General features: G+C 61.7%; 18 protein-coding genes. 13 read left to right on the top strand and 5 right to left on the bottom strand.

Going from position 1 to position 22124, the window contains the following annotated elements; translation table 11 throughout:
• Positions 1–695 (top strand): class I adenylate-forming enzyme family protein (locus AC1DSG_RS12925; RefSeq protein WP_477791223.1); only part of this gene is annotated, 695 nt, incomplete at its 5' end.
• Positions 696–788: 93 nt separating this feature from the next.
• On the top strand, positions 789–2171 hold the full coding sequence (locus AC1DSG_RS12930; RefSeq protein ID WP_477791224.1) for a DUF1329 domain-containing protein: 1383 nt from the start codon (positions 789–791) through the stop codon (positions 2169–2171).
• A gap of 138 nt (positions 2172–2309) precedes the next feature.
• On the opposite strand, the gene AC1DSG_RS12935 is transcribed toward AC1DSG_RS12930, so the two are convergent.
• Together AC1DSG_RS12935 and AC1DSG_RS12940 are read right to left on the bottom strand one after the other, a co-directional pair.
• Positions 2310–2744 carry a nuclear transport factor 2 family protein gene (locus AC1DSG_RS12935; RefSeq protein WP_477791225.1) on the bottom strand — a complete coding sequence of 145 codons (435 nt, stop codon included), beginning with the start codon at positions 2742–2744 and terminating at the stop codon, positions 2310–2312.
• A gap of 69 nt (positions 2745–2813) precedes the next feature.
• The gene (locus AC1DSG_RS12940) at positions 2814–4142 is read right to left on the bottom strand and encodes a spinster family MFS transporter (protein WP_477791226.1); all 1329 of its coding nucleotides are present in this window, start codon (positions 4140–4142) and stop codon (positions 2814–2816) included.
• A gap of 255 nt (positions 4143–4397) precedes the next feature.
• On the opposite strand from AC1DSG_RS12940, the gene AC1DSG_RS12945 reads away from it, so the two are divergent.
• The 11 genes from AC1DSG_RS12945 to AC1DSG_RS12995 all read left to right on the top strand — a co-directional run bounded on the left by AC1DSG_RS12945 (position 4398) and on the right by AC1DSG_RS12995 (position 19337).
• Positions 4398–5483 carry an alkene reductase gene (locus AC1DSG_RS12945; protein WP_477791227.1) on the top strand — a complete coding sequence of 362 codons (1086 nt, stop codon included), beginning with the start codon at positions 4398–4400 and terminating at the stop codon, positions 5481–5483.
• Complete coding sequence (locus AC1DSG_RS12950; protein ID WP_477791228.1) at positions 5480–7333, top strand: long-chain-acyl-CoA synthetase; 1854 nt, start codon at positions 5480–5482, stop codon at positions 7331–7333. The genes AC1DSG_RS12945 and AC1DSG_RS12950 overlap by 4 nt, the downstream gene beginning before the upstream one ends.
• Positions 7326–8411, top strand: coding sequence for an MBL fold metallo-hydrolase (locus AC1DSG_RS12955; RefSeq protein ID WP_477791229.1), 1086 nt, complete (start codon positions 7326–7328; stop codon positions 8409–8411). The genes AC1DSG_RS12950 and AC1DSG_RS12955 overlap by 8 nt, the downstream gene beginning before the upstream one ends.
• Before the next feature lie 67 nt (positions 8412–8478).
• Complete coding sequence (locus AC1DSG_RS12960; protein WP_477791230.1) at positions 8479–10146, top strand: DUF1302 domain-containing protein; 1668 nt, start codon at positions 8479–8481, stop codon at positions 10144–10146.
• A 93-nt stretch (positions 10147–10239) separates the two neighbouring features.
• Positions 10240–11451 (top strand): thiolase family protein, encoded by a 1212-nt coding sequence (locus AC1DSG_RS12965; RefSeq protein ID WP_477791231.1) that lies wholly within the window; start codon positions 10240–10242, stop codon positions 11449–11451.
• 4 nt (positions 11452–11455) lie between these two features.
• Positions 11456–12406, top strand: a complete 951-nt coding sequence (locus AC1DSG_RS12970) for a bifunctional OB-fold nucleic acid binding domain-containing protein/MaoC family dehydratase (protein ID WP_477791232.1) — start codon at positions 11456–11458, stop codon at positions 12404–12406.
• Between the two features lie 282 nt (positions 12407–12688).
• Complete coding sequence (locus AC1DSG_RS12975; protein ID WP_477791233.1) at positions 12689–13675, top strand: WD40/YVTN/BNR-like repeat-containing protein; 987 nt, start codon at positions 12689–12691, stop codon at positions 13673–13675.
• Positions 13676–13689: 14 nt separating this feature from the next.
• Positions 13690–16122, top strand: a complete 2433-nt coding sequence (locus AC1DSG_RS12980) for an efflux RND transporter permease subunit (protein WP_477791234.1) — start codon at positions 13690–13692, stop codon at positions 16120–16122.
• A 147-nt stretch (positions 16123–16269) separates the two neighbouring features.
• Entirely contained in the window at positions 16270–17505 is a 1236-nt protein-coding gene (locus AC1DSG_RS12985; protein WP_477791235.1) for a LuxR C-terminal-related transcriptional regulator, read from the top strand.
• Positions 17506–17724: 219 nt separating this feature from the next.
• Positions 17725–18492, top strand: a complete 768-nt coding sequence (locus AC1DSG_RS12990; protein ID WP_477791236.1) for an SDR family oxidoreductase — start codon at positions 17725–17727, stop codon at positions 18490–18492.
• Positions 18493–18503: 11 nt separating this feature from the next.
• Positions 18504–19337, top strand: a complete 834-nt coding sequence (locus tag AC1DSG_RS12995) for an SDR family NAD(P)-dependent oxidoreductase (protein ID WP_477791237.1) — start codon at positions 18504–18506, stop codon at positions 19335–19337.
• A 60-nt stretch (positions 19338–19397) separates the two neighbouring features.
• Here the strand turns inward: AC1DSG_RS12995 and dmpG are convergent, their stop codons facing one another.
• The 3 genes from dmpG to AC1DSG_RS13010 form a co-directional block, all read right to left on the bottom strand.
• Complete coding sequence (dmpG, locus tag AC1DSG_RS13000; protein ID WP_060543460.1) at positions 19398–20426, bottom strand: 4-hydroxy-2-oxovalerate aldolase; 1029 nt, start codon at positions 20424–20426, stop codon at positions 19398–19400.
• A 10-nt stretch (positions 20427–20436) separates the two neighbouring features.
• Complete coding sequence (locus AC1DSG_RS13005; RefSeq protein ID WP_477791238.1) at positions 20437–21363, bottom strand: acetaldehyde dehydrogenase (acetylating); 927 nt, start codon at positions 21361–21363, stop codon at positions 20437–20439.
• A gap of 46 nt (positions 21364–21409) precedes the next feature.
• A partial coding sequence (locus AC1DSG_RS13010; RefSeq protein WP_477791239.1) for a fumarylacetoacetate hydrolase family protein occupies positions 21410–22124 on the bottom strand: 715 nt, incomplete at its 5' end.

Consider the following 22124-nt stretch of genomic DNA (forward strand, 5'->3'; position numbering starts at 1 on the left):
GTCTTGGACTGGGAGGTGCAGCTTCGTCCGCCGGGGTGCTGGACAACATGCTCAAGCTCAAGCCCGACGTCATTGGTGGTGCCGGCTATGGCCTGACCGAAAGCAACGGTATCGGCGCTGCCATCGGTGGCGATCCGTTCATATACAAGCCGGCGACGGCGGGTTGGGCCTTGCCGATTGTCGACATCCGCATTGGCGACGATCCGCGCCAGCCGCAGCCGGCGGGTAATCGCGGGTTGATCTGGCTGCGTTCGCCGACGCTGATGAGCGCTTACTGGAATCTGCCAGAAGCCACTGCGCAAAGTCTGCGCGACGGTTGGTTCGACACCGGCGATATCGGCTTCCTCGACGATGAGGGTTTCCTGAGTATCACAGGCCGGGTCAAGGAGTTGATCAACCGTGGTGGCGAAAAGATTTCCGCCGCTGAAATCGAGACGTGCGTCCTCGATATGCCCGGAGTCCTGGAAGCGGCTGCATTTGCCATCGCCGACCCGCTGCTGGGTGAAACGGTGGGGCTGGCCGTGCATGGAATGGCATCGACGCTGCCCCAGGAGGCGCAAATCTGCGCGTTCGTCGCCGAACGCCTGGCCGCCTACAAAGTGCCGGCGCAGGTCTATCGGGTACACGAACCCTTGCCACGCAATGCCACCGGCAAGGTGCTCAAGGCACAACTGCAAGAAAAGTTGGGCGCATAACGCTTCCCTTAGTCCTTCCGGACGATGTTGGGGCCGGCAGAACACGAACAATGGGTCTAAATCACAAAGCCTTATCAGCGAAGGAGGCATTACATGAAAATAACAAGAACAGGTCTCATGCTCGCGGTCGCAGTCACAGCCAATAGCGGGCTGATGGGTTATGCGAACGCCGCGGTGTCACCTCAGGAAGCCGCCAAGCTGGGCAAGGAGCTGACCTGTGTCGGCGCCGAGCAAGCGGGCAACGCCGAGGGCACTATTCCGCCGTACACCGGCAAGTACCTGGGTGAAGTGCCGGGCTGGAATCATGTGAAGTTCTCCGGCGACCAGCCGGTGGATCCTTATGCGGGGGAAAAGCCGATCCTGGTGATCACTGCGCAGAACATGGGCCAGTACGAATCGCACCTGACCGAAGGTCAGAAGGCGCTGCTGAAGAAGTATCCGACCACCTACAAGATGAACATTTATCCCGGCCATCGGGATTTCCGCTACCCCGATTACGTCTGCCGCCGTGCGATGGATAACGCGCTGCACGCGAAGCTGGTCAACGACGGTGCAGGTTTCGAAGGATTGGGCCAAGTGCCGTTTCCGATTCCGAAGAACGGCATGGAGCTGCTGTGGAACCATCAACTGCCGGCCCGTGCCTACACCGAGGAAAAAACCAGCGATCTGGCTTCGGTCCTGCCCAATGGCAGCATCGGTTGGGGACGTGCCTATGCACGTAACCTGTCGCAGGCCAACTCGCCAACCGTCGAACCCACTACGGAGGGCAAGATCCAGGCCATGAGTAACAACATGACCTTAAAACCGGCGCGCGACAACGGCACACTCAGTATTGCCCATGAACCCTACAACTTCGCCGTCGACTCGCGTCAGGCTTGGTCCTACAGCCCCTCGACCCGGCGTGTGCGACAACTGCCGGGGTATGGTTACGATCAGCCGATGATCGGCACCAACGGCACCATGACCGTCGACGAGGATCGCTTGTTCAACGGCTCACCGGAGCGCTTCACCTGGAAACTCATCGGCAAGCGCGAAATCTACAGCCCGGCCAACACCTTCAAGACCAACGCCGGGACTGTCAAGCACGCCGACATGCTGACACCCAACCATCCCAATCCCGATTTGATGCGTTATGAATTGCGTCGCGTGTGGGTATTGGAGGCCGACTTGAAGGAAGGCTATCGCCATGTCTATGGCAAGCGCGTGCTGTTCATCGACGAAGACACCTGGAACGCGGTCATGGCCGACAACTATGACGCCCGTGGACAACTGTGGAAACACGCCATGGTCAACTATTACTACCACCCTGACATGAGTGGCTGGCAGGCCGGTTCGCAGTTCTTCATGGACTTGAACTCTGGTCAGTACACCGGCTACGGCATGACCAACGAGTCGAAGAAAGGTCCGATCCTCAACGAAGGAAAATTCACTTCGGATCAATACACGGCGGATGCGGCGCGGGCTATCGGGCGCTAAGACTCAGGTCGTTGTAATAACAAAAGCCCCATCGGTATCCGATGGGGCTTTTTTGTCATCCACGATCCAGTGAGCCGGACACGGCGGTGTACCTGCCGCACCGCGTTATCGTTTTTCGCGGGCAAGCAAGCCTGGCTCCTACACTAACAAATGCCAACTCAAGTCCCCAATCATGTCCAGCTGCGAATAATCACGAAAGCTGAATCGCCATACCCCGCCGACACGTTCGAACTCATCAAAATAACGCCCGCTGGCGATGGGTTGGAGGGGCAGGGTGTCGGTGGCTTGCAGGACGGTGTAGCAAGAGCGAACGGTTGCGGTTCCTGCGGTTTCGTCGATCTCGATGTTGGGGTTGCTGATGATGTGCCTGGTACGGGGTGTACCGCCGGGGTAGATCTTGATTCGTTGCTGCCAGATTCCCAGCAAGGCTGCGTGATCAAGGAAGACTGGCTGGCTTTGTACCTTGATGCGGGCATGGCGGAACAGCTCTGCGGCTTCGACCAATTGACCATCGTCCAGGCATTCGGCGTATCGGTAGAGCAGGTTGCTGATGTGTATGGCGCTGATACTCATGATGATGCTCATTAAAAAGCCGCTGGAACCTGGCAAGGTTGCAGCGGCGTGGTGTTGTGGGAAAGCAGGTCAGGCAGTGGCGGCCTGGAGCGGTGGGAGGAGCGGGGCGGGGTTCTGCATTTGTTGACGGTAACGCGGCAGCGCCAGAGTCAGGAACACGCTGGCCAGAACCAGCAATGACACTGACGAAGCAAGGGCATAGCGCAGGGATTCACTGCCCAGGGTGGGCACGAAGAAGTCGCTGAGCATGCCCACCAACAATGGCCCGACACCGACACCCAAGAGGGTCATGGACATCACGAAAATCGCCGTGGCCTGGGCCAGTCGTGTGGCCGGGAACAGGTGGGTGATGGCACTCAGGCAAGGTGTTGCCCACCACACACCGAAGAAGCCGAAGGCACTGTAGAACAGGAACGCTTGCGGCACGGCGATGCTGCCGATGTAGAACGCTGTGCCTTGGGGCCAGAGGAAGTACGCAAGGGCGAAGGGAATGCTGATCAGCGTGCCTAGCAGTGGTACGCCGATTTGCCAGCCAACATCGCGCCGCGCCATGCGGTCGGTGAGCATGCCGCAGACCAGGGTGCCGATGGTCGATCCGGTGCCGCCCACCACGCCCACCAGGAACCCGGCCTCTTGCAGGTTGAGGCCGTGGGAACGGATCAGGAAGCTCGGGCTCCAGGTGCCGATGGCGTAACCGGCAATCGCCGCCGCGCCGCCGGTGAGTACCAGGCACAGGAAAGAGGGCATGCGAAACAGCTCGACGAGCGTCTTGAGCCAGCCATCCTGTTGYGCCGCGACGTTGCCCAGCGGTGCTACGCGCTTGGGCGTACGCACGGTCAGCAGCAGAAGCAGGCCCAGGAAGATGCCGGGCGCGCCGATCAACAAGAAGGCGTAGCGCCAACCGTGGTGCTGGGCAATCCAGCCACCCAGGCCCAGGCCGACGATCGCCCCCAGGCTGGAACCGAGCATCAGTACTGACAGAGCAGTGGAGCGGCGGTTCGCCGGGTACAAATCCGAGACCATCGCCACCGACGGCGCCGTGCCGCCGGCCTCACCCACGGCCACGCCGATCCGCGCCAGCACCAAGGTCAGGAAGTTGCCGGCCATGCCACAAAGCATGGTCATCAGGCTCCAGGCGATGCAGCTGAAGGCGATCACCGGCTTGCGCCCGATGCGGTCCGACAGGCGCCCCAGCGGGAAGCCGAACACGGTGTAGAACACCGCGAACGTCACCCCGGAAAGTAGGCCGATGCCGGTATCGGAAATGCCAAATTCGAGTTTGACCGGCTCGATCAGGATCGCCATCAACTGGCGGTCGATGTAGTTGAACACATAGATGCTGGCGAGTACGAAAAGCGCGTAGTGCGTTCGCCATGTCACGGGGGTGGATTGGTTCACTGCGGGTGCTCCCGGTTTTGTTCTAGTTGGCGCGATGCTCCACGTGCACTGTGTTTTTTTCATCGTCCGTTCAGACCATCTTTTTCATCCCCCGTACAAGCCGACGTACACGATAGCGAACCTAGTCTTGTCGGACGATGTTTCGCTTGCGCTCAACGTCAATCATTCAGCCCATATCCGCTGCCTTGTCAGCGCTTGCCCACGCTGTGGCGAGCCCTGCGACAGCCTGAAACAATAAGAAGCTGAGGAATTGCAATGAGCGTCTTGTTCGAGCCGGTCGCCCTGGGCGAGCTTCAATTGGCCAACCGCATCGTCATGGCCCCCATGACTCGCAGCCGCGCCCTTGCCGATGCCGTACCCGGTAGCGAGATGGTCGAGTACTACCGTCAGCGTGCCAGTGCCGGGTTGATCGTGGCCGAGGGCACCGCGCCGTCTGCCAGCGGCCTGGGCTATTGTCGCACCCCGGCGATCTACAGCGACGAGCAGATGGTCGGATGGCAGCGGGTCACCGAGGCGGTGCATGCCGAGGGTGGGCGTATCGTCCTGCAGCTGATGCATGTCGGTCGCGCCGCCAGCCGGCACAACAAACCGGCGGGGGCGGTCACGGTGGCACCTTCGGCATTGCGCGCACGCACCCAGGTGTTCAGCGACGCTGCCGGGCTGGTGGACACCGACGAGCCGCAGGCGCTGACCTTGCAAGGCATTGGCGAGGTCATCGAAGACTATCGCCAGGCCGCATTGAATGCGCGCCAGGCTGGCTTCGACGGTGTCGAGCTGCACTGCACCAGCGGTTATCTGCCGATGCAATTCATGGCCTCTGGTTGCAATCAGCGCAGCGATGCCTACGGCGGCGATGCGGCCGGGCGGGTGCGTTTTGCCAAGGAAGTGATCGAGGCCATGACCAGCGCGATTGGCGCAGGACGTGTCGGCTTTCGCCTGTGTCCGGGAAATCCCTACAACGACATCGACGACTGCAATCCGGCTGCCACGGCGGCGGCCTTGTGTGATGCCGTGGCGTCGCTGGACCTGGCCTACCTGCACATCATGCGCTCGCCACTGGCAGACCTCGATGCCTTCGCCCTGGCGCGTCGGCACAGCCCTCATGCATTGATTCTCAACGATGGTTTCGACGGTCCTTCGGCCAGTGCCGCTCTCGCGTCGGGCGAGGGGGCTGCCGTGTCGTTTGGCCGTCACTTTATTGCCAACCCCGATCTGGTGGAGCGCTTGAAGCGTGGCTTGCCGCTAAGTCGCTTTGATCGCAAGACGCTTTATACGCCGGGCTCGGCTGGCTACTCGGATTACCCCGCCTATCAAACAATTGCCCAGGAGGTGGCGCAATGAACCTGAACGACTTGCCCCACGTCCTGCCGACCAGCCCGGTACCACGGGAGCAGACCCAGGCGCTGCTCGATCAGCGTTCGATCGCTGCCGGACAGATAAAGCCGAAAGACCTCTATACCTTGGCTGACCGTCTGGAGCAAAGGGCGGCTGAGCAGGGCGAGCGTACGTTTCTGATTTATGGCGAGCAGACCCTGAGCTACTTTGAGGTCGATGCGCGGGCCAATCAGATGGCTCACACGTTTTATGCCAATGGCCTGCGTGCCGGCGATGTCTGCGCCCTGGCCATGGAAAACCGCCCGGCGTTCTTCTGCACCTGGTTCGGCCTGGTCAAGTTAGGGGTGGTGGTGGCCTTCATCAACACTCAGGTCAACGGCCGTCCGCTGCTGCATGCGTTGCAAACCACCGACGCCAAAGCGTTGGTGATCGGCGAAGAATGCCTGGCCAATGTACAGGCCACTGAAGGTTTTCCGGATCTGCCGTGCTGGTTGATACACGATACGGAAAATCCCTGGGGCGGCCCGTTGCCCAAGGGCATCGACGGTCATTTCGCTACGCGCCTGGAGAAAGCCCCGCGCACGCCGTTTCCCCGCGATATCCGCGCGCACATCGAAGCGCAAGCTCCGACCCTGCTGATCTTTACCTCGGGCACCACCGGCTTGCCCAAGGCGGCGCGCTATAGCCACATGCGCTGGATGTCCTCGGGCGATGTGATGGAAGTCACCCTGCAAGCTACCCGCGAGGACGTGTTCTATTGCTGCCTGCCGCTGTACCACGGCGCAGCGGCCACGTCGGTGACCTCTACCGCGTTGCGGGCCGGTGCCGCCATCGTGGTGCGCCGCAAATTCAGCGTGCGCGAGTTCTGGAAGGATGTGGCTCGGCATCGGATCAGCATCTTCCAGTACATCGGTGAGATCTGCCGCTACCTGCTCAATCAGCCGCTGCAAGCGGGCGAGCGAGAGCACAGCCTGCGCTGCATGCTTGGCGCCGGTCTGTCGCCGGACTCCTGGCAGCGCTGGCTGGAACGTTTCGGTCCGATCCAGGTGTTCGAGGGCTGGGGCGCTACCGAAGCCAATGCTGCAGTGATCAACGTCGACAACTATTTCGGTTCCTGCGGACGGGTGCCGGACTGGAACAAGACCAACCTGCGGCTGGTGCGTTACGACATCGAAAACGACTGCCATCCACGGGACGAAAACGGTTTCTATCAAGTCTGCAAAGTGGGCGAGATTGGTGAGGCCATGGGCTTTATCGTCGATCACCCGGACATCGGTGGCGGGCGTTTCGAGGGCTACACCTCAAGCGATGCCACCGAGAGCAAGATCCGCCGCAATGTGCTGCGCGAAGGCGATGCCTGGTGGAGTTCCGGCGACTTGTTGCGCGAGGACGCCGACGGATACTGCTACTTCGTCGATCGCATCGGCGATACCTACCGCTGGAAGAGCGAGAACGTTTCGACCCAGGAAGTTGCGGACGCCCTTGGCGATCTGTCGGGTCTGGAACTGATCAACATCTATGGCGTCCGGGTGCCGGGCCATGAAGGCCGCGCCGGCATGGCCGCGGTGCTCATGCAGGCGGACCAGGCGTTTGATCCAGCTGCCCTGTACGCCCTGACTGAAGCGCGCCTGCCGCGTTATGCGGCCCCGGTGTTCGTACGGGTCACCCAGTCGGCAGACCTGACCGCGAGCTACAAGCTGCGCAAGGTCGATCTGCAGCGCCAGGGTTACTGCCCGACCCGTTGCGTCGATCCGTTGTTCATCCGCGACGAACAGCTGCGCAGCTATGTGCCTTATTCGCCAGAGGCCTTGGCGCGGGCCGGGCTGGCGCCATTTGCGGTGACCCACCATGACTGATCTCGATGCCAACGGCCACGAACTGCGCAGCGGTCTGCGTTATCCCTGGCCGCAGCCGCCCGATTCCGGGCAGGTGCTTGAAGTGGCACCGGGCGTGTGGTGGCTGCGCATGCCGCTGCCGTTTCGCCTGGACCACATCAACCTCTATCTGCTGCGCCACACCGATGGCTGGGTGGTGGTGGACACTGGCATGAATACCGAACAGACCCGCGAGGTCTGGGACCGGGTGCTGAGTGAAGTGTGTGCCGGGCTGCCGCTGCTGGCGGTGGTCTGCACCCATTTTCACTCTGACCATGCCGGTGTGGCCGCGTGGCTTTCGGAGCGTTTTCACTGCCCGGTGTACATGACCGCCAGCGAGTTCCAGTCGTTGCACGTCAGGTTTCCCGGCGATCAGCCGCCGGGCTGGGACTTCCTGGATTTCTACCGCAAGGCCGGCGTGACTGACGAACAAAGCACCGAGATGTTCGCGGTGATGAGCAACGCCCATTTCCTGCCCGCGCCACTGAACCATTACCGCCGTTTGCGCGAGGGCAGCGTACTGAATATCGGTGGCCGCGCCTGGCAGGTGGTCATCGGCCGCGGTCACTCACCGGAACATGCCTGTCTGTATGCCGCCGATGACGGTTTGCTGATCTCCGGCGACCAGGTGTTGCCGCGCATCACTTCCACCGTCGGCGTGCATGCCACGGAGCCGTTGGCCAACCCGCTGCGCGACTGGCTCGACTCGATCGAGCACTTGCGCACTTTGCCCGACAGTGTGCTGGTGCTGCCGGCGCACGAGCGGCCGTTCTTCAATCTGCATCAGCGCCTGGATCAGCTGGAGGCCCATCACCGCGGGCATCTGGCGTTGATGCTGGCCAACTGTGACGAGCCGCGCACCGTGCTCGAACTGATGGCCCTGTTGTTTCCCAAGCTGTCGGGTCGTTTCGACGAACTGATGGCGCTTGGCGAAACGTTGGCCCATGCCAACTACCTGGTGGCCGAAGGGTCACTGGAGCGGGAAGAGGACCGGGGGCGATATCGCTACCGGCGTGCTGTAAGGGGAGCGTGCGCTGTTGAACCGCTCAAGGTGTTTTGAGCGGGCGGCACGGCAGCAGTGTTGAACATTCCAGACAGCCAGCCGGTTGTCATTGAGGAGAGTCAGTGTGATCAACAAAAACAACAATAACTCGACGGTCATCGGTTCGCGCGCATTTCAGGTCAGCAGCCTGGCGGCAGCCATTGCACTGGTGTCCACACCCGTTTGGGCCGGTGACACGATCGAATTCGACAACGGCGCGACCATCGACTGGTCGGTGACCACCAGCTACGGCATCGGTGTGCGCACTGGTGGTCCGAGCGATYGCTTGCTGACGATCAACGCCGACGATGCCAACCGTAACTTCGATAGTGGCAGCCTGACCACCAACCGTGTCGGCGCGCTGGGCGAATTGATCCTGCGCAAGGACAACTACGGCGCCGTGGTGCGCGGCAGTACCTTCTACGACGATGTGTACCACCGCAAGAACGATAACGATTCACCCGCCACCGTCAACAAAAACGGCAGCAACGACGAGTTCACCAGCGATACCCGTTACTACAGCGGCGGTCGTAGCAAAATGCTGGATGTCTATGCGTTCAGCGGCTGGCGCTTTGACAACGACACCATGCTCGACGTCAAGGCCGGACGGCACATCGAATCCTGGGGTGAGAGCCTGTTTTACCCAGGGGTGAACGGCGTACAAAACCCTTCCGACGCGGTAAAAGCCTCGCAGCCAGGTGTTGAAGTCAAGGAAATACTGTTGCCGGTGGGCCAGTTCTCCGGCTCGTTTCGCCTGAACCCCAGCCTGACCTTTGGTGCGTACGTGCAGTACGAATGGAAGGGCACTGAACTGCCGCCGGTGGGCAGTTACCTGTCGGGCACCGACGTGGTGGGGCCGGGACGCGAGTTTCTCTATGCCAACGGTCGCAAGGTTTCCTACCTCGGTACCGACGAACCGAGTGATGGTGGCCAGTGGGGCGTGCAGGTGCGTTTCCGCCCGGTACCGGCCCTTGAGCTGTCGCTGTTTCACGTCAACTACCACGACAAGAACCCGGCCACTGCCTTGGTCGGCTACAACCCGCTGCCAGTGGGCGGTGGTCTCAACGCCTTCGCCATCAATGGTTACCGGATCAAGTACTTCGAAGACATCAAGCTGACCGGCATCAGCGCCTCGACCAAGATCGGCGACACCCAGGTCGGCGCCGAATGGTCGTACCGCGACGGTGCGCCCGTGATGGTCAATACCGGCCTTGGCGCGGTGCCGGCCCAGGGCAAGGGGCAGCAAATGCAGTTGTCGGCGATCCGTATCCTGGGGGACCGTCCCTGGGCCAGCCAGACCAGCCTGACTGCCGAAATCATCCGCGTGCAGGTCGACAGCGTCGATTCCACTTCGGCGGCGCCCAACCTGCAAGGCGTGAACCTATTACCCTCCCTGGCACCTCTAGTGGCCTCTTCCGATGACTATACCTACAGCACCGCCGCGGGTTACCGCACCAAGTCTTCCAGCGCCTACACCGTGGGCGCATCGTTCAGTTATCCGGGAGTTTTCCAAGGCTGGGATCTGGAAGTCCCCTTCAGCTTCTCCAACGTCTTCAGCGGCTCCACGCCCATGGCCGGAAGTATTTCCGGCGTCGCCGGTGACCGACGCCTGAGCGCGGGCACGACCTTCAAGTACCTGGGTAACCTTGAACTCGGTTTGAAATACATCACCTACCTGGGTGAAGCCGACCCAATCGATCGTCCCTTCGCCGACCGCGACTACGCCACGTTCTCGATGAAATACACCTTCTGATCGATCACTCAAAGTTCGGGTCGCCTTGTTGCGCCCGGACCTTCATCACAACCTGGAAATAGCCGCAGCGTAACGCTTCGGCATGGAGGCACTATGGGGCTCAAAGGGCACGCGGCCATTGTTGGCAGCGCACAATACAAACCGGAGAAGTATTCGACCGCACCCAAGATGTTTCACCTTGAGCAAGTCGCTGACCTGGCGGCCCAGGCGCTGCGCGATGCCGGGCTCAAGGCGTCAGACCTCGATGGGTTGGTGATCAACGGCCCGCATTTTCATGAGGCTTCTGTGTTCGTACCGGCGATGGCCGCCGAGTACCTGGGCCTGCGGCTGAACTTTGCCGAAGTGGTGGACTTGGGCGGCTGTACGTCGGTGGGCATGGTGTGGCGCGCCGCCGCCGCCATCGAACTGGGGTTGTGCCAGGCAGTGCTGTGCGTCATCCCCGCACGCATGGCGCCGTTGGGCCCCGACGAGGATCCTGGCTGGATGGCCCGATCCATGCGTTTTGGTGGACATAGCACGGCATTCGGCGCACCTGAAGCCGAGTTCGACCTGCCATACGGCCACATGGGCCAGAACACCGGCTACGCGATGATTGCCCAGCGCTATGCCGCACAGTACGACTATGACCAGCGAGCGATGGCCAAGATCGCCGTCGACCAGCGCACCAACGCCCTGGCCAACCCGCAAGCGATGTTCTTTGGCCAGCCGTTGACCATCGAGCAGGTGCTGGCCAGCAAGATGGTCGCCGATCCGTTGCACGTCCTGGAAATCGTCATGCCGGTGGCCGGTGGCGCCGCGTTGATCATCACCAACAAGGAAGTGGCGGCGCGGTCCCGCAAACGTCCAGCGTTCATCACCGGGTTTGGCGAACACCTGGCATTCAAGTCGCCGTCCTATGCTGAGGACATGCTGCACACGCCGATCGGTCCGGCCTCCCAGCGAGCCTTTGCCATGGCCGGACTCAAGCCCCAGGACGTCGATGCCGCGCAGATCTACGACTGTTACACCATCACCACCTTGTTGACCCTGGAAGATGCCGGTTTCTGCGGCAAGGGCGAGGGCATGGCATTCGTGCGCGAACACGACCTGACCTGGCGTGGCGATTTCCCGATGAACACCCATGGCGGGCAACTGAGTTTCGGCCAGTCGGCCTCGGCCGGTGGCATGAGCCAGGTGATCGAAGCGGTGACGCAAATTGCCGGCACCGCCGGGGAACGCCAACTGGGCCGCTGCGACAGCGTCTACGTCTCCGGCACCGGCGGCGTGATGAGTGAGCAGGGCGCATTGATACTTCAGGGAGCATAAGCACATGTCCAACAACAAACCGATGCCGGTCGCGACGCAGATCTCCGCGCCCTTTTGGGAGGGCCTTAAGGCTCGCCGCCTGTTGATCCAGCAATGCAACGCCTGTGCGCACTGGAACTTCTACCCGCGCCGGCATTGCCCGGTGTGCCTGGAACACGACCTGGCCTGGCGCGAAGTCGACGGCGCCGCGACGCTGTACAGCTACACCGTGACGCGCATCGCGACCTTGCCCGACTTCATTGATGAGATGCCGCAGAAACTGGCGGTGGTCGAACTGGCCGAAGGGGTGCGAATCAACACAAACCTGGTAGGCCTTGACGAAGACGAGATCCGGATCGGCATGTCCTTGCAGCCGGTGTTTGCCGAAGTCGACGCCAAGGGCAACCGCCTGCTGCGCTTCACCGGGGTGGACAAAAATGCGGCGAGCCTTGAGTCGCTTCCCGCGCAGGACAGCGAACCGTCGTCTGCCACGTCGGAGCAACCATCCGCCCGGCAGATCGACCTCAACGATGGGCCGGCCTTGCAGGCTCTGGTCAGCGAGCAGTTCAGCGACTGGAGCAATGTCGTGGTAGTCGACCAGGCACTGATCGATGCCTTTGCCGAGTTGTCGGGCGACGATTACTGGATCCATACGGATCCGGAGCGGGCACGCCTGCAAAGTCCGTTCGGTGGCACCATTGCCCATGGCGCATTGGTGCAGGTGCTGCAGTCGCGGATGAAGATGCCGTTGAGCTTCGAAATCAGTGGTTTCACCACCCAGATCAACTATGGCTCCGATCGCCTGCGCTTCCCGGCGCCGGTACCGGCCGGTTCGCGCATCCATTCGCGGGCCCGGGTGAAAAAAGTCGACCTGTCGGCCCGTGGTACCCAGTTGACCCTGGAACTTACCACCCACGTGGTGGGCCAGGACCGGCCGTCGGTGATCAACGACCTGGTGATCCTGTACATCGCCTGATTCCCGCCGAAGACCCTCTGTAGGAGCCGGCAAGCCAGCTCCTACAGGGGCGCGATGGCAATCAGTTCGATTTGCACATAAATACCCACCATTCCCGCCCCACGTCATTTGCGCCATTGCATAAGCCATTTGGACGATGTGCCCCCCAGTCCTTGCGCCGACTATTCCCTCAGAGGCAGCGCCCATCTCGTTTGCCTCGCATGCCTTGGTGCGTGACAAAAACAAGAGGATCGGCCCTATGACTTGCCCTAAGCACGTGTACCCCGAACAGGAGCTCTACTCATGCGCTCGGTGATCGGCTACGCGGTTTGCCTGGTGGTCGCCCTGACCATTGGCTACACCTTTTCCCCTAAATCCCCACCGCAAGTGGAACTGTTGGCCACGCGTCCGGATCGGGTGCAGATCAACGGCCTGCTCAATCTTGGCTCACGGGTGATAGCCGTGGGCGAGCGGGGCAGCATCCTGCTCAGTGACGATCAGGGCGTCAGCTGGCAGCCAGCCACAGTCGGCACGCAACGTAATGCCACCCTGACTGCCGTGGTGGCGTTGGACGACAAGCGTTTGCTGGCGGTCGGGCATGACGGCTGGATTCTGCGCTCCGTGGATTCAGGCAGCAGTTGGCAGGAAATGCGCCACGACAGCGATCTAGGCGAACCGCTGCTGGGCATCTGGACCGGTGGTGGCGACAGCGTCTTGGCTTTCGGCAGCTTCGGTAAGTTCTATCAATCCGTTGATGCCGGGAAGACTTGGGCTGCGCAAGTCCTGGACATCGACAACGCACACTTGAACAGCATGGCTGGCGACAACGATGGCCGCCGCATGCTCGTGGGCGAACAGGGCCTGGTATTGCGTACGGCCGACGCCGGCCAGCACTGGCAGACCTTACCGGCGTTCTACAGCGGCTCGCTGTTCGGCATCGTGCGCCTGAGCGCGAATAACTGGGTGACCTACGGCATGCGCGGGAATGTCTTCGTCAGCCATGACTTCGGCGACAGCTGGACCCGGATCAACGTGGGTAACCAACTGCCTTTGTATGGACATGTATTGCTGCCCGATCACTCGGGACTGGTGATCGTCKGTGCCGGCAGCTCGGTGGTGCGTCTGGATGCACAGGGCGCGTTGGTCGGCGTCGGACGCCTGGCCGGGCTCGGTACGTTGACCTCGGCGACGATGGTTGGGCCGCGTCTGCTGGTGGGTGGGGAGCGCGGGGTATTGCAGGGTTCAGCTGGCAGCGTCGCTGCCTTAATGGCCACACAGGCCACCCAGTAAATGAGAGGCAGGCAATGAATCAGGGTAAACACTGGGTGACGCGCTGCGTCGAAACGTGTGCGGACCACTTGATGGCCTGGCGCAAGGGACTGCTGTTGCTGTTTGTTCTGGTGACGCTGGCCCTGGGCTACAGCGCCACCCACACGCAACTGGATCCGGGGTTCAACAAACAGATCCCCGTGCGTCATGACTACATGATCAATTTTCTCAAGTTCAGCCGCTACTTCACCGGCGCCAACCGCTTCCTGGTCAGCGTACGCTGGAAAGGCGAGGGTGATATCTATAACGCCGAGTACCTTGAGACCCTGCGTAAAGTCACCGACGACGTGTTTTTCATCTCTGGAGTCAGTCGCCCCAGTGTGACGTCGCTGTTTACCGCCAACGTGCGCTACATCGAAATTACCGAGGAAGGTTTCTTTGGCGATGTGGTGGTGCCGCCGCGCTTTAGCGGCACCTCCGAGGATTTGGCGCAGGTGCGCAGTAACACGGCAGCCTCCGGGCAGGTCGGTCGCCTGGTGGCCAATGACCTCAAATCGGCCATGGTCCGCGCCGACCTGCAGGACATCGACCCAAAGACCGGCCAGCCGGTGTCCTATGTCGACATCGCCACGCGCCTCGAAGACATCCGCGCCAAGTACAACAGTCCCGATATCGACATCAACATCGTTGGCTTCGCCAAACTGGTGGGTGATGTGGTCGAAGGGTTGAACACGGTGATCGGCTTCTTTGTTGTAGCCTTCGTGATCACCGGGTTGCTGCTGTGGCTGTATTCGCGCTCGCTGCGCCTGACGGTGGTGGCGCTGGTTGTCGCGTTGCTGCCGGTGGTCTGGTTGCTGGGCCTGTTGCCGCTGCTGGGCTTGGGCATCGATCCGATGTCGATCCTGGTGCCGTTCCTGATCTTCTCCATCGGCGTGTCCCATGCGGTGCAGATGACCAACGCCTGGAAACAAGACGTGCTGGCCGGTAGCACGTCGAAGGAGGCGGCGCGTTCGGCGTTCTGCAAGATCTTCATCCCCGGTTCCCTGGCCTTGCTGATGAACGCCCTGGGTTTCGCCGTAATCATGCTGATCGACATTCCGATCGTCCACGAACTGGGGGTAACCGCGTGCATCGGCGTGATGTTGATGATCATCACCAACAAATTGATGTTGCCGGTCATCATTTCCTACCTGCAGCTGGAGCCTGGGTTATTGCGTCGGGCGCAATYCCGACCCGCGGGCAAGCACCGCCTGTGGTGGCGCTTGTCGGCGCTTGCCGAACCGGGGCCGGCCCTGGGGGTGTTTGCCATCAGCCTGTTACTGCTATTGGCCGGGGCCTACAAGGCACGCGACCTGGCCGTGGGTGATATTGGCGCGGGTGCGCCGGAGCTGCGGGCYGATTCGCGCTACAACCAGGACAACGCCAAGATCATCAGCAGCTACTCCATCGGGCTCGATGTGATGTCGGTGTTCGTCCAGGTCAAGGGTGTCGAAGAAGGTTGCCTGTCACCTGCGGTGATGCGCGCGGTGGAAGCCTTCGATTTCCGCATGCGCACGGTCTCGGGTGTGCAGTCGATTCAGAGCGTGGCGGACATGGGCAAGCGGGTGATCGCTGGCAACAACGAAGGCAATCCGCGCTGGGCGGCGATTCCGGGATCACCTCGTGGCCTGAGTCAGGGTGCGCGGGCCTATATGCCGGATGACGGTCTGGTCACCGACGGCTGCCAGCAAATGCAGATTCTGGTGTTCCTTGCCGACCACGAAGGCAGCACCGTCAGCCATGCAATCGCTGAAGCCAGGCGGATCATTGCCGAAGTCAGTTCGCCGCAAGTCGAATTCCTCCTGGCCGGTGGCAACGTGGGGGTGATGGCGGCCTCCAACGAGGCGGTCAAGCGCGCTGAAGTGATTATGCTCGGGGCGCTATTCGGATCAGTGGCATTGTTTTGCTGGCTGACCTTCTTGTCGATCCGCGCGGTGCTGTGCATTCTGGTGCCGCTGGCGATTGTCGCGATTCTGTGCAATGCACTGATGACCATGCTCGGGATCGGCCTGAAGGTCGCCACCTTGCCGGTGATGGCGCTGGGGGTAGGGGTGGGCGTCGACTACGGCATTTACCTGTACGAACGTATCCAGCACGAAATGCTGCGCGGATCCAATCTGCGCGAGGCGTTCTACCAAGCCATGTGCCAACGCGGTACGGCCGCGGTATTCACGGCCGTGACCATGTCCATTGGCGTCTGCACCTGGGCGTTCGCACCGCTGAAGTTCCAGGCTGATATGGGTGTGTTGCTGTCGTTCATGTTCCTGGTCAATGTGTTGGGGGCGATTTTCCTCCTCCCGGCGCTGGCCGCCTGGTTCAATCGCGGGCGGCCGTTGGTCGCCGATCGGGTGCGCCAGCCGGCGCCAGCTCAAGGGCACTTCCGCTTGAAAAACAGCCCGGCGGCGCGTGATCCCGGAAGCGAAAAATAAACCTGTCGGGCCTATTGTGGAGTCCGCAGGCACTAAGGAAACTGGCTGGCACGTAGCAGTCGAGTGGGGGGGAGCCCGTGTTCCCCCAGCCGAAATTATAAAAATAACAAGGGAAGGGCGCAGTCCTTACCCGAGCGAGATAAGACTATGCAAAATGGTGACTTGACCCATGAAGCCCTGGCCAGTCTTGGCCTCGACCTCACGCGCTACAACCAGTTGGTGGGCGAAATCTACGAAGGTGCCCTCGATCCGAAACTGATGGCCCACGCCCTCAGAAGCTTTCTCAAGCTCTACGATGCCAACTACGTCACCTTGATCCTGCGGGTGCCGGATCAACCCGATACCGGCGTGATGATTATCGTCGGCGACATCGAAGGTGCCGGTGATGTCTGCTATATGACCTACCCGCAAACCAATTCGCCTTTCTCCAATCAGCCGCTGGACCATGTGTTCACCGTGGACGACCTCATGAGCACCACGCAATGGGAGCAGAACGGTTACTACAAGATGTTCTGCGAGCCCTATGACGTGTACCACCTGATGTGCGCCGATATTTCCACCCCGGACGGCGGCAAACTGCGCTTTCGCATGACACGCCCCAAACGGGCCCCCAACTTCTCTGCCCACGATCGGGCGGTGTGCGCCAGTTTCCTGCCTCACCTGCGACGTGCCTCGCAACTGCATAACCTGCGGGACCGCAGCGAATCGCTGAGCGAGTTGTACTCCCAGGCCATCAGCCGGTTATCGGTGGCRACCCTGGTACTCGACGAGAGCGGCAGCGTGTTGCAGATCAATCCGGTGGCCCAGGAAATCCTTTCTCGTTCCGATGGCCTGAAACTGGTGGGCGGGCGCCTGGAGGCGACGTATCCCAGCGACAACCGTGAGCTGCAACGCCTGATTCGTGGCGCGTTCTGCCCCGATGCGCCGAAAAGCGCCGAGGCCATGTCGGTGACGCGGCCGTCAGGACTGGTCAACCTCGGCGTGGTGGTCGAATCGATTCCGTCCCTGGACTGGGCCGAGGAGAAGGGCCAGCCGGCGGCGTTGGTGTACATCCGCGATGCGTCGAGCAAATCTCTGGCCAGTGAAGTGGTGACCAAACAGTTGTTCAACCTGACCAAGGCCGAAACCGCCCTGGCCATGGAACTCGCCAACGGCTTGTCCCTGGAGGAAGCTGCCGAGGTGCTCAATATCCGGCGTAACACCGCGCGTGCGCACTTGCGCTCGATCTTCTCCAAGACCGGTGTACGGCGCCAGACCGAACTGGTGCGCATCATGCTCAACAGCGTGGTGGCCTTGGGCAAGCCGCAACTCGCGTTGAAGGTGGCCGAAAAAATCAAAGTGCCGCCACTGCGACTGGCCGTGCCGATCTATCGCCAGGCCTGACCTGTAGGAGCCCGGCTTGCCGGCGAAGAACGATAACGCGGTCCTGTGGGAGCCTGGCTTGCCAGCGAAGAACGATGACGCGGTATGACAGATACACCGCTGCGCCTGGTTCGCAGGCAAGTCGGATCGCCGCCCGCTCGCTCCTGCATAGTCCGCACAGACGATGCAATCCCGTGATCATCCTGTCGATACTGGGCGGACCTATCACGGAGAATCACAATGCCTATTACAGCCATCACCGGAAGTGCTTCGGGAATCGGTGCCGCCGTCTCCGCCGCCATGCGCGCCGCCGGGCACCAGGTTATTGGTATCGATCGCAGCCACGCCGAAGTGATCGCCGACCTGTCTACTGCTCAGGGGCGTGAGGCGGCCATCGCCCAAGTGCTTGAACTCAGCGGCGGGGTCCTCGACGGACTGATCTGCTGCGCCGGGGTCGGTGTCACGGCACCGACCTGTAGCCTGATTCTGGCGGTCAATTACTTCGGCGTCAGCCAGTTGCTCGACGGTCTGCAAGGGGCGTTGGCCAAGGGCCAACAACCGGCGGCGCTGGTGATCGGCTCAGTGGCAGCGACTCATTCCGGAGCAGACGGCCAGCCGATGATCGAGGCGATGATCGCAGGCGATGAAACCCAAGCGCTGGAGTTGTCCAACACCCTCGGCCAGCCTCATATCGCCTATGCAGCCTCCAAATACGCCATTAGCCGTCATGTCCGCAGCTTGGCTGTGGGCTGGGGCAAGCAGGGCGTACGGTTGAACGTGGTGGCACCGGGGGCGGTAGAAACCCCGTTGCACCAGGCTTCGCTGGACGATGCACGTTTTGGCAAGTCGACCCGCGAATTCGTCGCCCCCTTGGGCCGCGCCGGGCAACCTGCAGAAATCGCCGCGGTGGTCGCGTTCCTGCAATCGTCGCAGGCTTCGTTTATCCATGGCAGCGTACTGTTCGTCGATGGCGGCATGGACGCTATGGTCCGTGCCCCGCAATTCTAAAAGGAACGTGCATGAACAAGGTTGCATTCATCACCGGCGCCAGCCGTGGTATTGGCCGCGAAGCAGCGTTGGCGTTCGCCCGCGCCGGTTTCGACCTGGCGATCAGCGCCCGTACCCTCAACGAGGGCGAACAACATGAACATGCCCTGCGCGACGCAACTGGGGCACCGCTGGCCGGCAGCCTCAACAGCACGGCGCAGTCGTTACGCGAGCTCGGTTGCCGGGTGCTCGTCGTGCCGATGGACCTGCTCGACAGCGACTCGGCCTTGAACGCCTGCCAGGCGGTGCTGGCCGAGTACGGGCGCATCGACGTGCTGATCAACAACGCGATCTACCAGGGCAGTGATCTCAATGCGGGGTTCATGGACCTGCAGGTGCAAACTCTGGAGCGGATGTTCCAAGGCTACATTCTCACACCGTTCCTGCTGACCCGGGCGGTGGCCGAACACATGGTGGCGCGCGGCGGCGGGGTGGTGATCAACGTCACCTCCGGTGCCGGCGAAAGCGACCCACCGGTAGCGGCGGGCAAGGGTGGCTGGGGTTATGCCTATGGCGCGGGCAAAGCCGCAGTGTCGCGATTGTMCGGAGTGCTGAGCACGGAACTGGGCGAGGCCGGGGTGCGCGCTTATACCCTCAATCCTGGCGTAGTCACCACCGAAGCCCTCAAGGCCACCATCGGCGATAAAGGCCTGATCGCCCTGCGCGCCGGCAGCGCTCCACCCCATGTACCAGCGGCCGTGATGTTGTGGCTGGCCACTGCCGAACAGGCACCGGCGTTTCAACGCCGGACCATCGCTGCGCAGCCGTTTGCATTGGAGCACGGCATCGTCGCCGATTGGCGTTAAAACCTATCCATAGACCCCTGTGGGAGCGAGCCTGCTCGCTCCCACAGGGGCAGTGTGGTCTTACGCCTGCCGCCGCTGACGGGCGAGGGTCATGGCGGTGTCTTCGATCATGTCTTCCTGGCCACCGACCATGCCGCGACGGCCCATTTCAACGAGAATTTCCCGGGCCGACACGCCGTATTTCTTCTCGGCGCGCTTGGCGAACAACAGGAACGAGCCATAGACCCCGGCATAGCCCATGGTCAGGGCATCGCGGTCGCTGCGGATCGGGAAGTCCATGATCGGCACGACAAGGTCCTCGGCCACGTCCTGGATGCCGAATACGCTGACACCGGTGTCGATACCCATGCGATCACACACCGCCACCAGCACTTCCATCGGTGTGTTACCAGCGCCAGCACCGAGGCCCGCGCAGGCGGCGTCGATACGGTTGGCTCCGGCGGCAATCGCGGCGATGGAGTTGGACACGCCCATCGACAGATTGTGGTGACCATGAAAACCGATCTCGGTCTCTGGCTTGAGGGCCGCACGCATCGCCGCCACACGGGCACTGACGTCATGGGGCAGCAGGTAGCCCGCCGAGTCGGTCAGGTAGATGCAGTTGGCGCCGTAGCTTTCCATCAGCAAACCTTGCTTGACCAGACCTTCGGGGCTGTTCATGTGGGCCATCATCAGGAAACCGACGGTGTCCATGCCCAGGCCGCGGGCGTGGGAGATGTGCTGCTCGCTGACATCGGCCTCGGTGCAATGGGTGGCCACTCGAATGGTGTTGACCCCCAGCTCATAGGCCATTTTCAGATGATCGACGGTGCCGATGCCCGGAAGCAGCAGAGCTGAGACCTTGGCCTTTTTCATCAACGGGATCACTGCCGACAAATACTCCTCGTCGGTGTGGGCCGGGAAGCCGTAGTTCACCGAGCTGCCGCCCAGGCCGTCGCCGTGGGTGACTTCGATCAGCGGCACGCCGGCCGCGTCGAGGCCGCAGGCAATGTCCTTCATCTGTTGCAGGCTGATCTGGTGACGCTTGGGGTGCATGCCGTCGCGCAGGCACATGTCGTGAACGGTAATGCTTTTGCCGCGAAGATCCATGGTCGACTCCTTATGCGTGGGCGGTTTGGGCGGTGGCTTGCAGAACCAGTTCGCCCTTGAGGATTTCCTCGGCGAACATCTCGGCGGTGCGCGCCGCAGCAGCAGTCATGATGTCGAGGTTGCCAGCGTACTTGGGCAGGTAGTCGCCCAGGCCTTCGACTTCCATGAAGATCGACACGCGATTGCCGTCGAACACTGGGCCATTGACCAATTTGTAGCCGGGCACGTAGCGCTGCACTTGCTCGATCATTGCCTCGATGGCGGCGGTGATCGCCGGCTGGTCGGGCACGCTGGCGGTCAGGCAATGCACGGTGTCGCGCATGATCAGCGGTGGTTCGGCGGGGTTGATGATGATGATCGCCTTGCCTTTCTTCGCGCCGCCGACCTTTTCCACTGCGCGAGAGGTGGTGCGGGTGAATTCGTCGATGTTTTTTCGGGTGCCGGGGCCGACAGATTTGGAAGCGGCGGTGGCGATGATTTCGGCGTATTCCACTGGCTGCACGCTGGATACCGCCGCCACCAGCGGAATGGTGGCCTGGCCGCCGCAGGTGACCATGTTGACGTTCATCACGCCCAGGCCCAGTTGAGCCTTGAGGTTGACCGGCGGCACGCAATACGGGCCTATGGCTGCCGGGGTGAGGTCGATCATCAACACGCCCAGGGCATTGAGCTTGCGCGAGTTCTGCGCGTGCACATAGGCCGAGGTAGCGTCGAAGGCGATCTGGATCTGGTCTTCGAGGACATGGGGCAGCAATCCGTCGACTCCGTCGGCGGTGGTCTTCAGGCCCAGCTCGCGAGCCCGCGAAAGGCCTTCGGAGGTGGCGTCGATGCCCACCATCCACACCGGTTCCAGCACGTCACTGCGCATCAATTTGTACAACAAATCGGTGCCGATGTTGCCCGGCCCGATCAGCGCGCATTTGATCTTTTTGCTCATGGTCTTTGGCTCCAGGGAGGGAGAAAGGGAGGGGAATGAAGGGTGATCAAGGGACAAAGCGCAGGCTGGCGTCACCCAGGCCACTCATGGATAGACTGATTTGGTCACCGGCGACCACGGGCACCAGCGGTGCCAGGGCACCGGAGAGAATGATCTCGCCACGGCGGAACGGGATGCCCAGCTCGCCCAGAGTATTGGCCAGCCAGGCCACGGCCGCGCAGGGATGACCTTGCACCGCCGAGCCCAGTCCCGAGCCGGCCGGCTGGCCGTTTTTCAGCAGCTGCATGTGCACGGCGGCCAGGTCCAGTGAGCGAGGGTCGATACGCTGGGTGCCGAGGGCGAACACGCCACAAGAAGCGTTGTCGGCCACGGTGTCCTGAATCCGGATCTGCCAGTCGTCGATCCGCGAGTCGACGATCTCGAAGCACGGAACGACCCATTGGCTGGCAGCCAGTACGTCCTCGGCGCTGATGCCCGGACCTTGTAAATCTTCGCCGAGGATAAAGGCGATTTCGCCTTCGGCCCGTGGCTGGATCAGGTTATAGCGGGCCAGGCTGACATCGCAGCCATCCTCGACCTGCATGGCATTGGTGAGGAAACCAAAGTCTGGTTGGTGGACGTCCAGCATTTCCTGCACTGCGCGGCTGGTCACCCCGATTTTCTTGCCAATCACCTGCTCGCCAAGGGTTTCTCGGCGTTGCAGGAAGCGCAGGGAAATCCGATAGGCCTGTTCCAGGGTGATCTGTGGATAGCGCCGGGTC

Source organism: Pseudomonas sp. P5_A12, from assembly GCF_056400685.1.

Coding starts and splice junctions, on each gene's coding strand:
- AC1DSG_RS12965 (WP_477791231.1), top strand. CDS start 10,240: ATGGGGCTCAAAGGGCACGCGGCCATTGTTGGCAGCGCACAATACAAA.
- AC1DSG_RS12930 (WP_477791224.1), top strand. CDS start 789: ATGAAAATAACAAGAACAGGTCTCATGCTCGCGGTCGCAGTCACAGCC.
- AC1DSG_RS12950 (WP_477791228.1), top strand. CDS start 5,480: ATGAACCTGAACGACTTGCCCCACGTCCTGCCGACCAGCCCGGTACCA.
- AC1DSG_RS12990 (WP_477791236.1), top strand. CDS start 17,725: ATGCCTATTACAGCCATCACCGGAAGTGCTTCGGGAATCGGTGCCGCC.
- dmpG (WP_060543460.1), bottom strand. CDS start 20,426: ATGGATCTTCGCGGCAAAAGCATTACCGTTCACGACATGTGCCTGCGC.
- AC1DSG_RS13005 (WP_477791238.1), bottom strand. CDS start 21,363: ATGAGCAAAAAGATCAAATGCGCGCTGATCGGGCCGGGCAACATCGGC.
- AC1DSG_RS12945 (WP_477791227.1), top strand. CDS start 4,398: ATGAGCGTCTTGTTCGAGCCGGTCGCCCTGGGCGAGCTTCAATTGGCC.
- AC1DSG_RS12970 (WP_477791232.1), top strand. CDS start 11,456: ATGTCCAACAACAAACCGATGCCGGTCGCGACGCAGATCTCCGCGCCC.
- AC1DSG_RS12955 (WP_477791229.1), top strand. CDS start 7,326: ATGACTGATCTCGATGCCAACGGCCACGAACTGCGCAGCGGTCTGCGT.
- AC1DSG_RS12935 (WP_477791225.1), bottom strand. CDS start 2,744: ATGAGTATCAGCGCCATACACATCAGCAACCTGCTCTACCGATACGCC.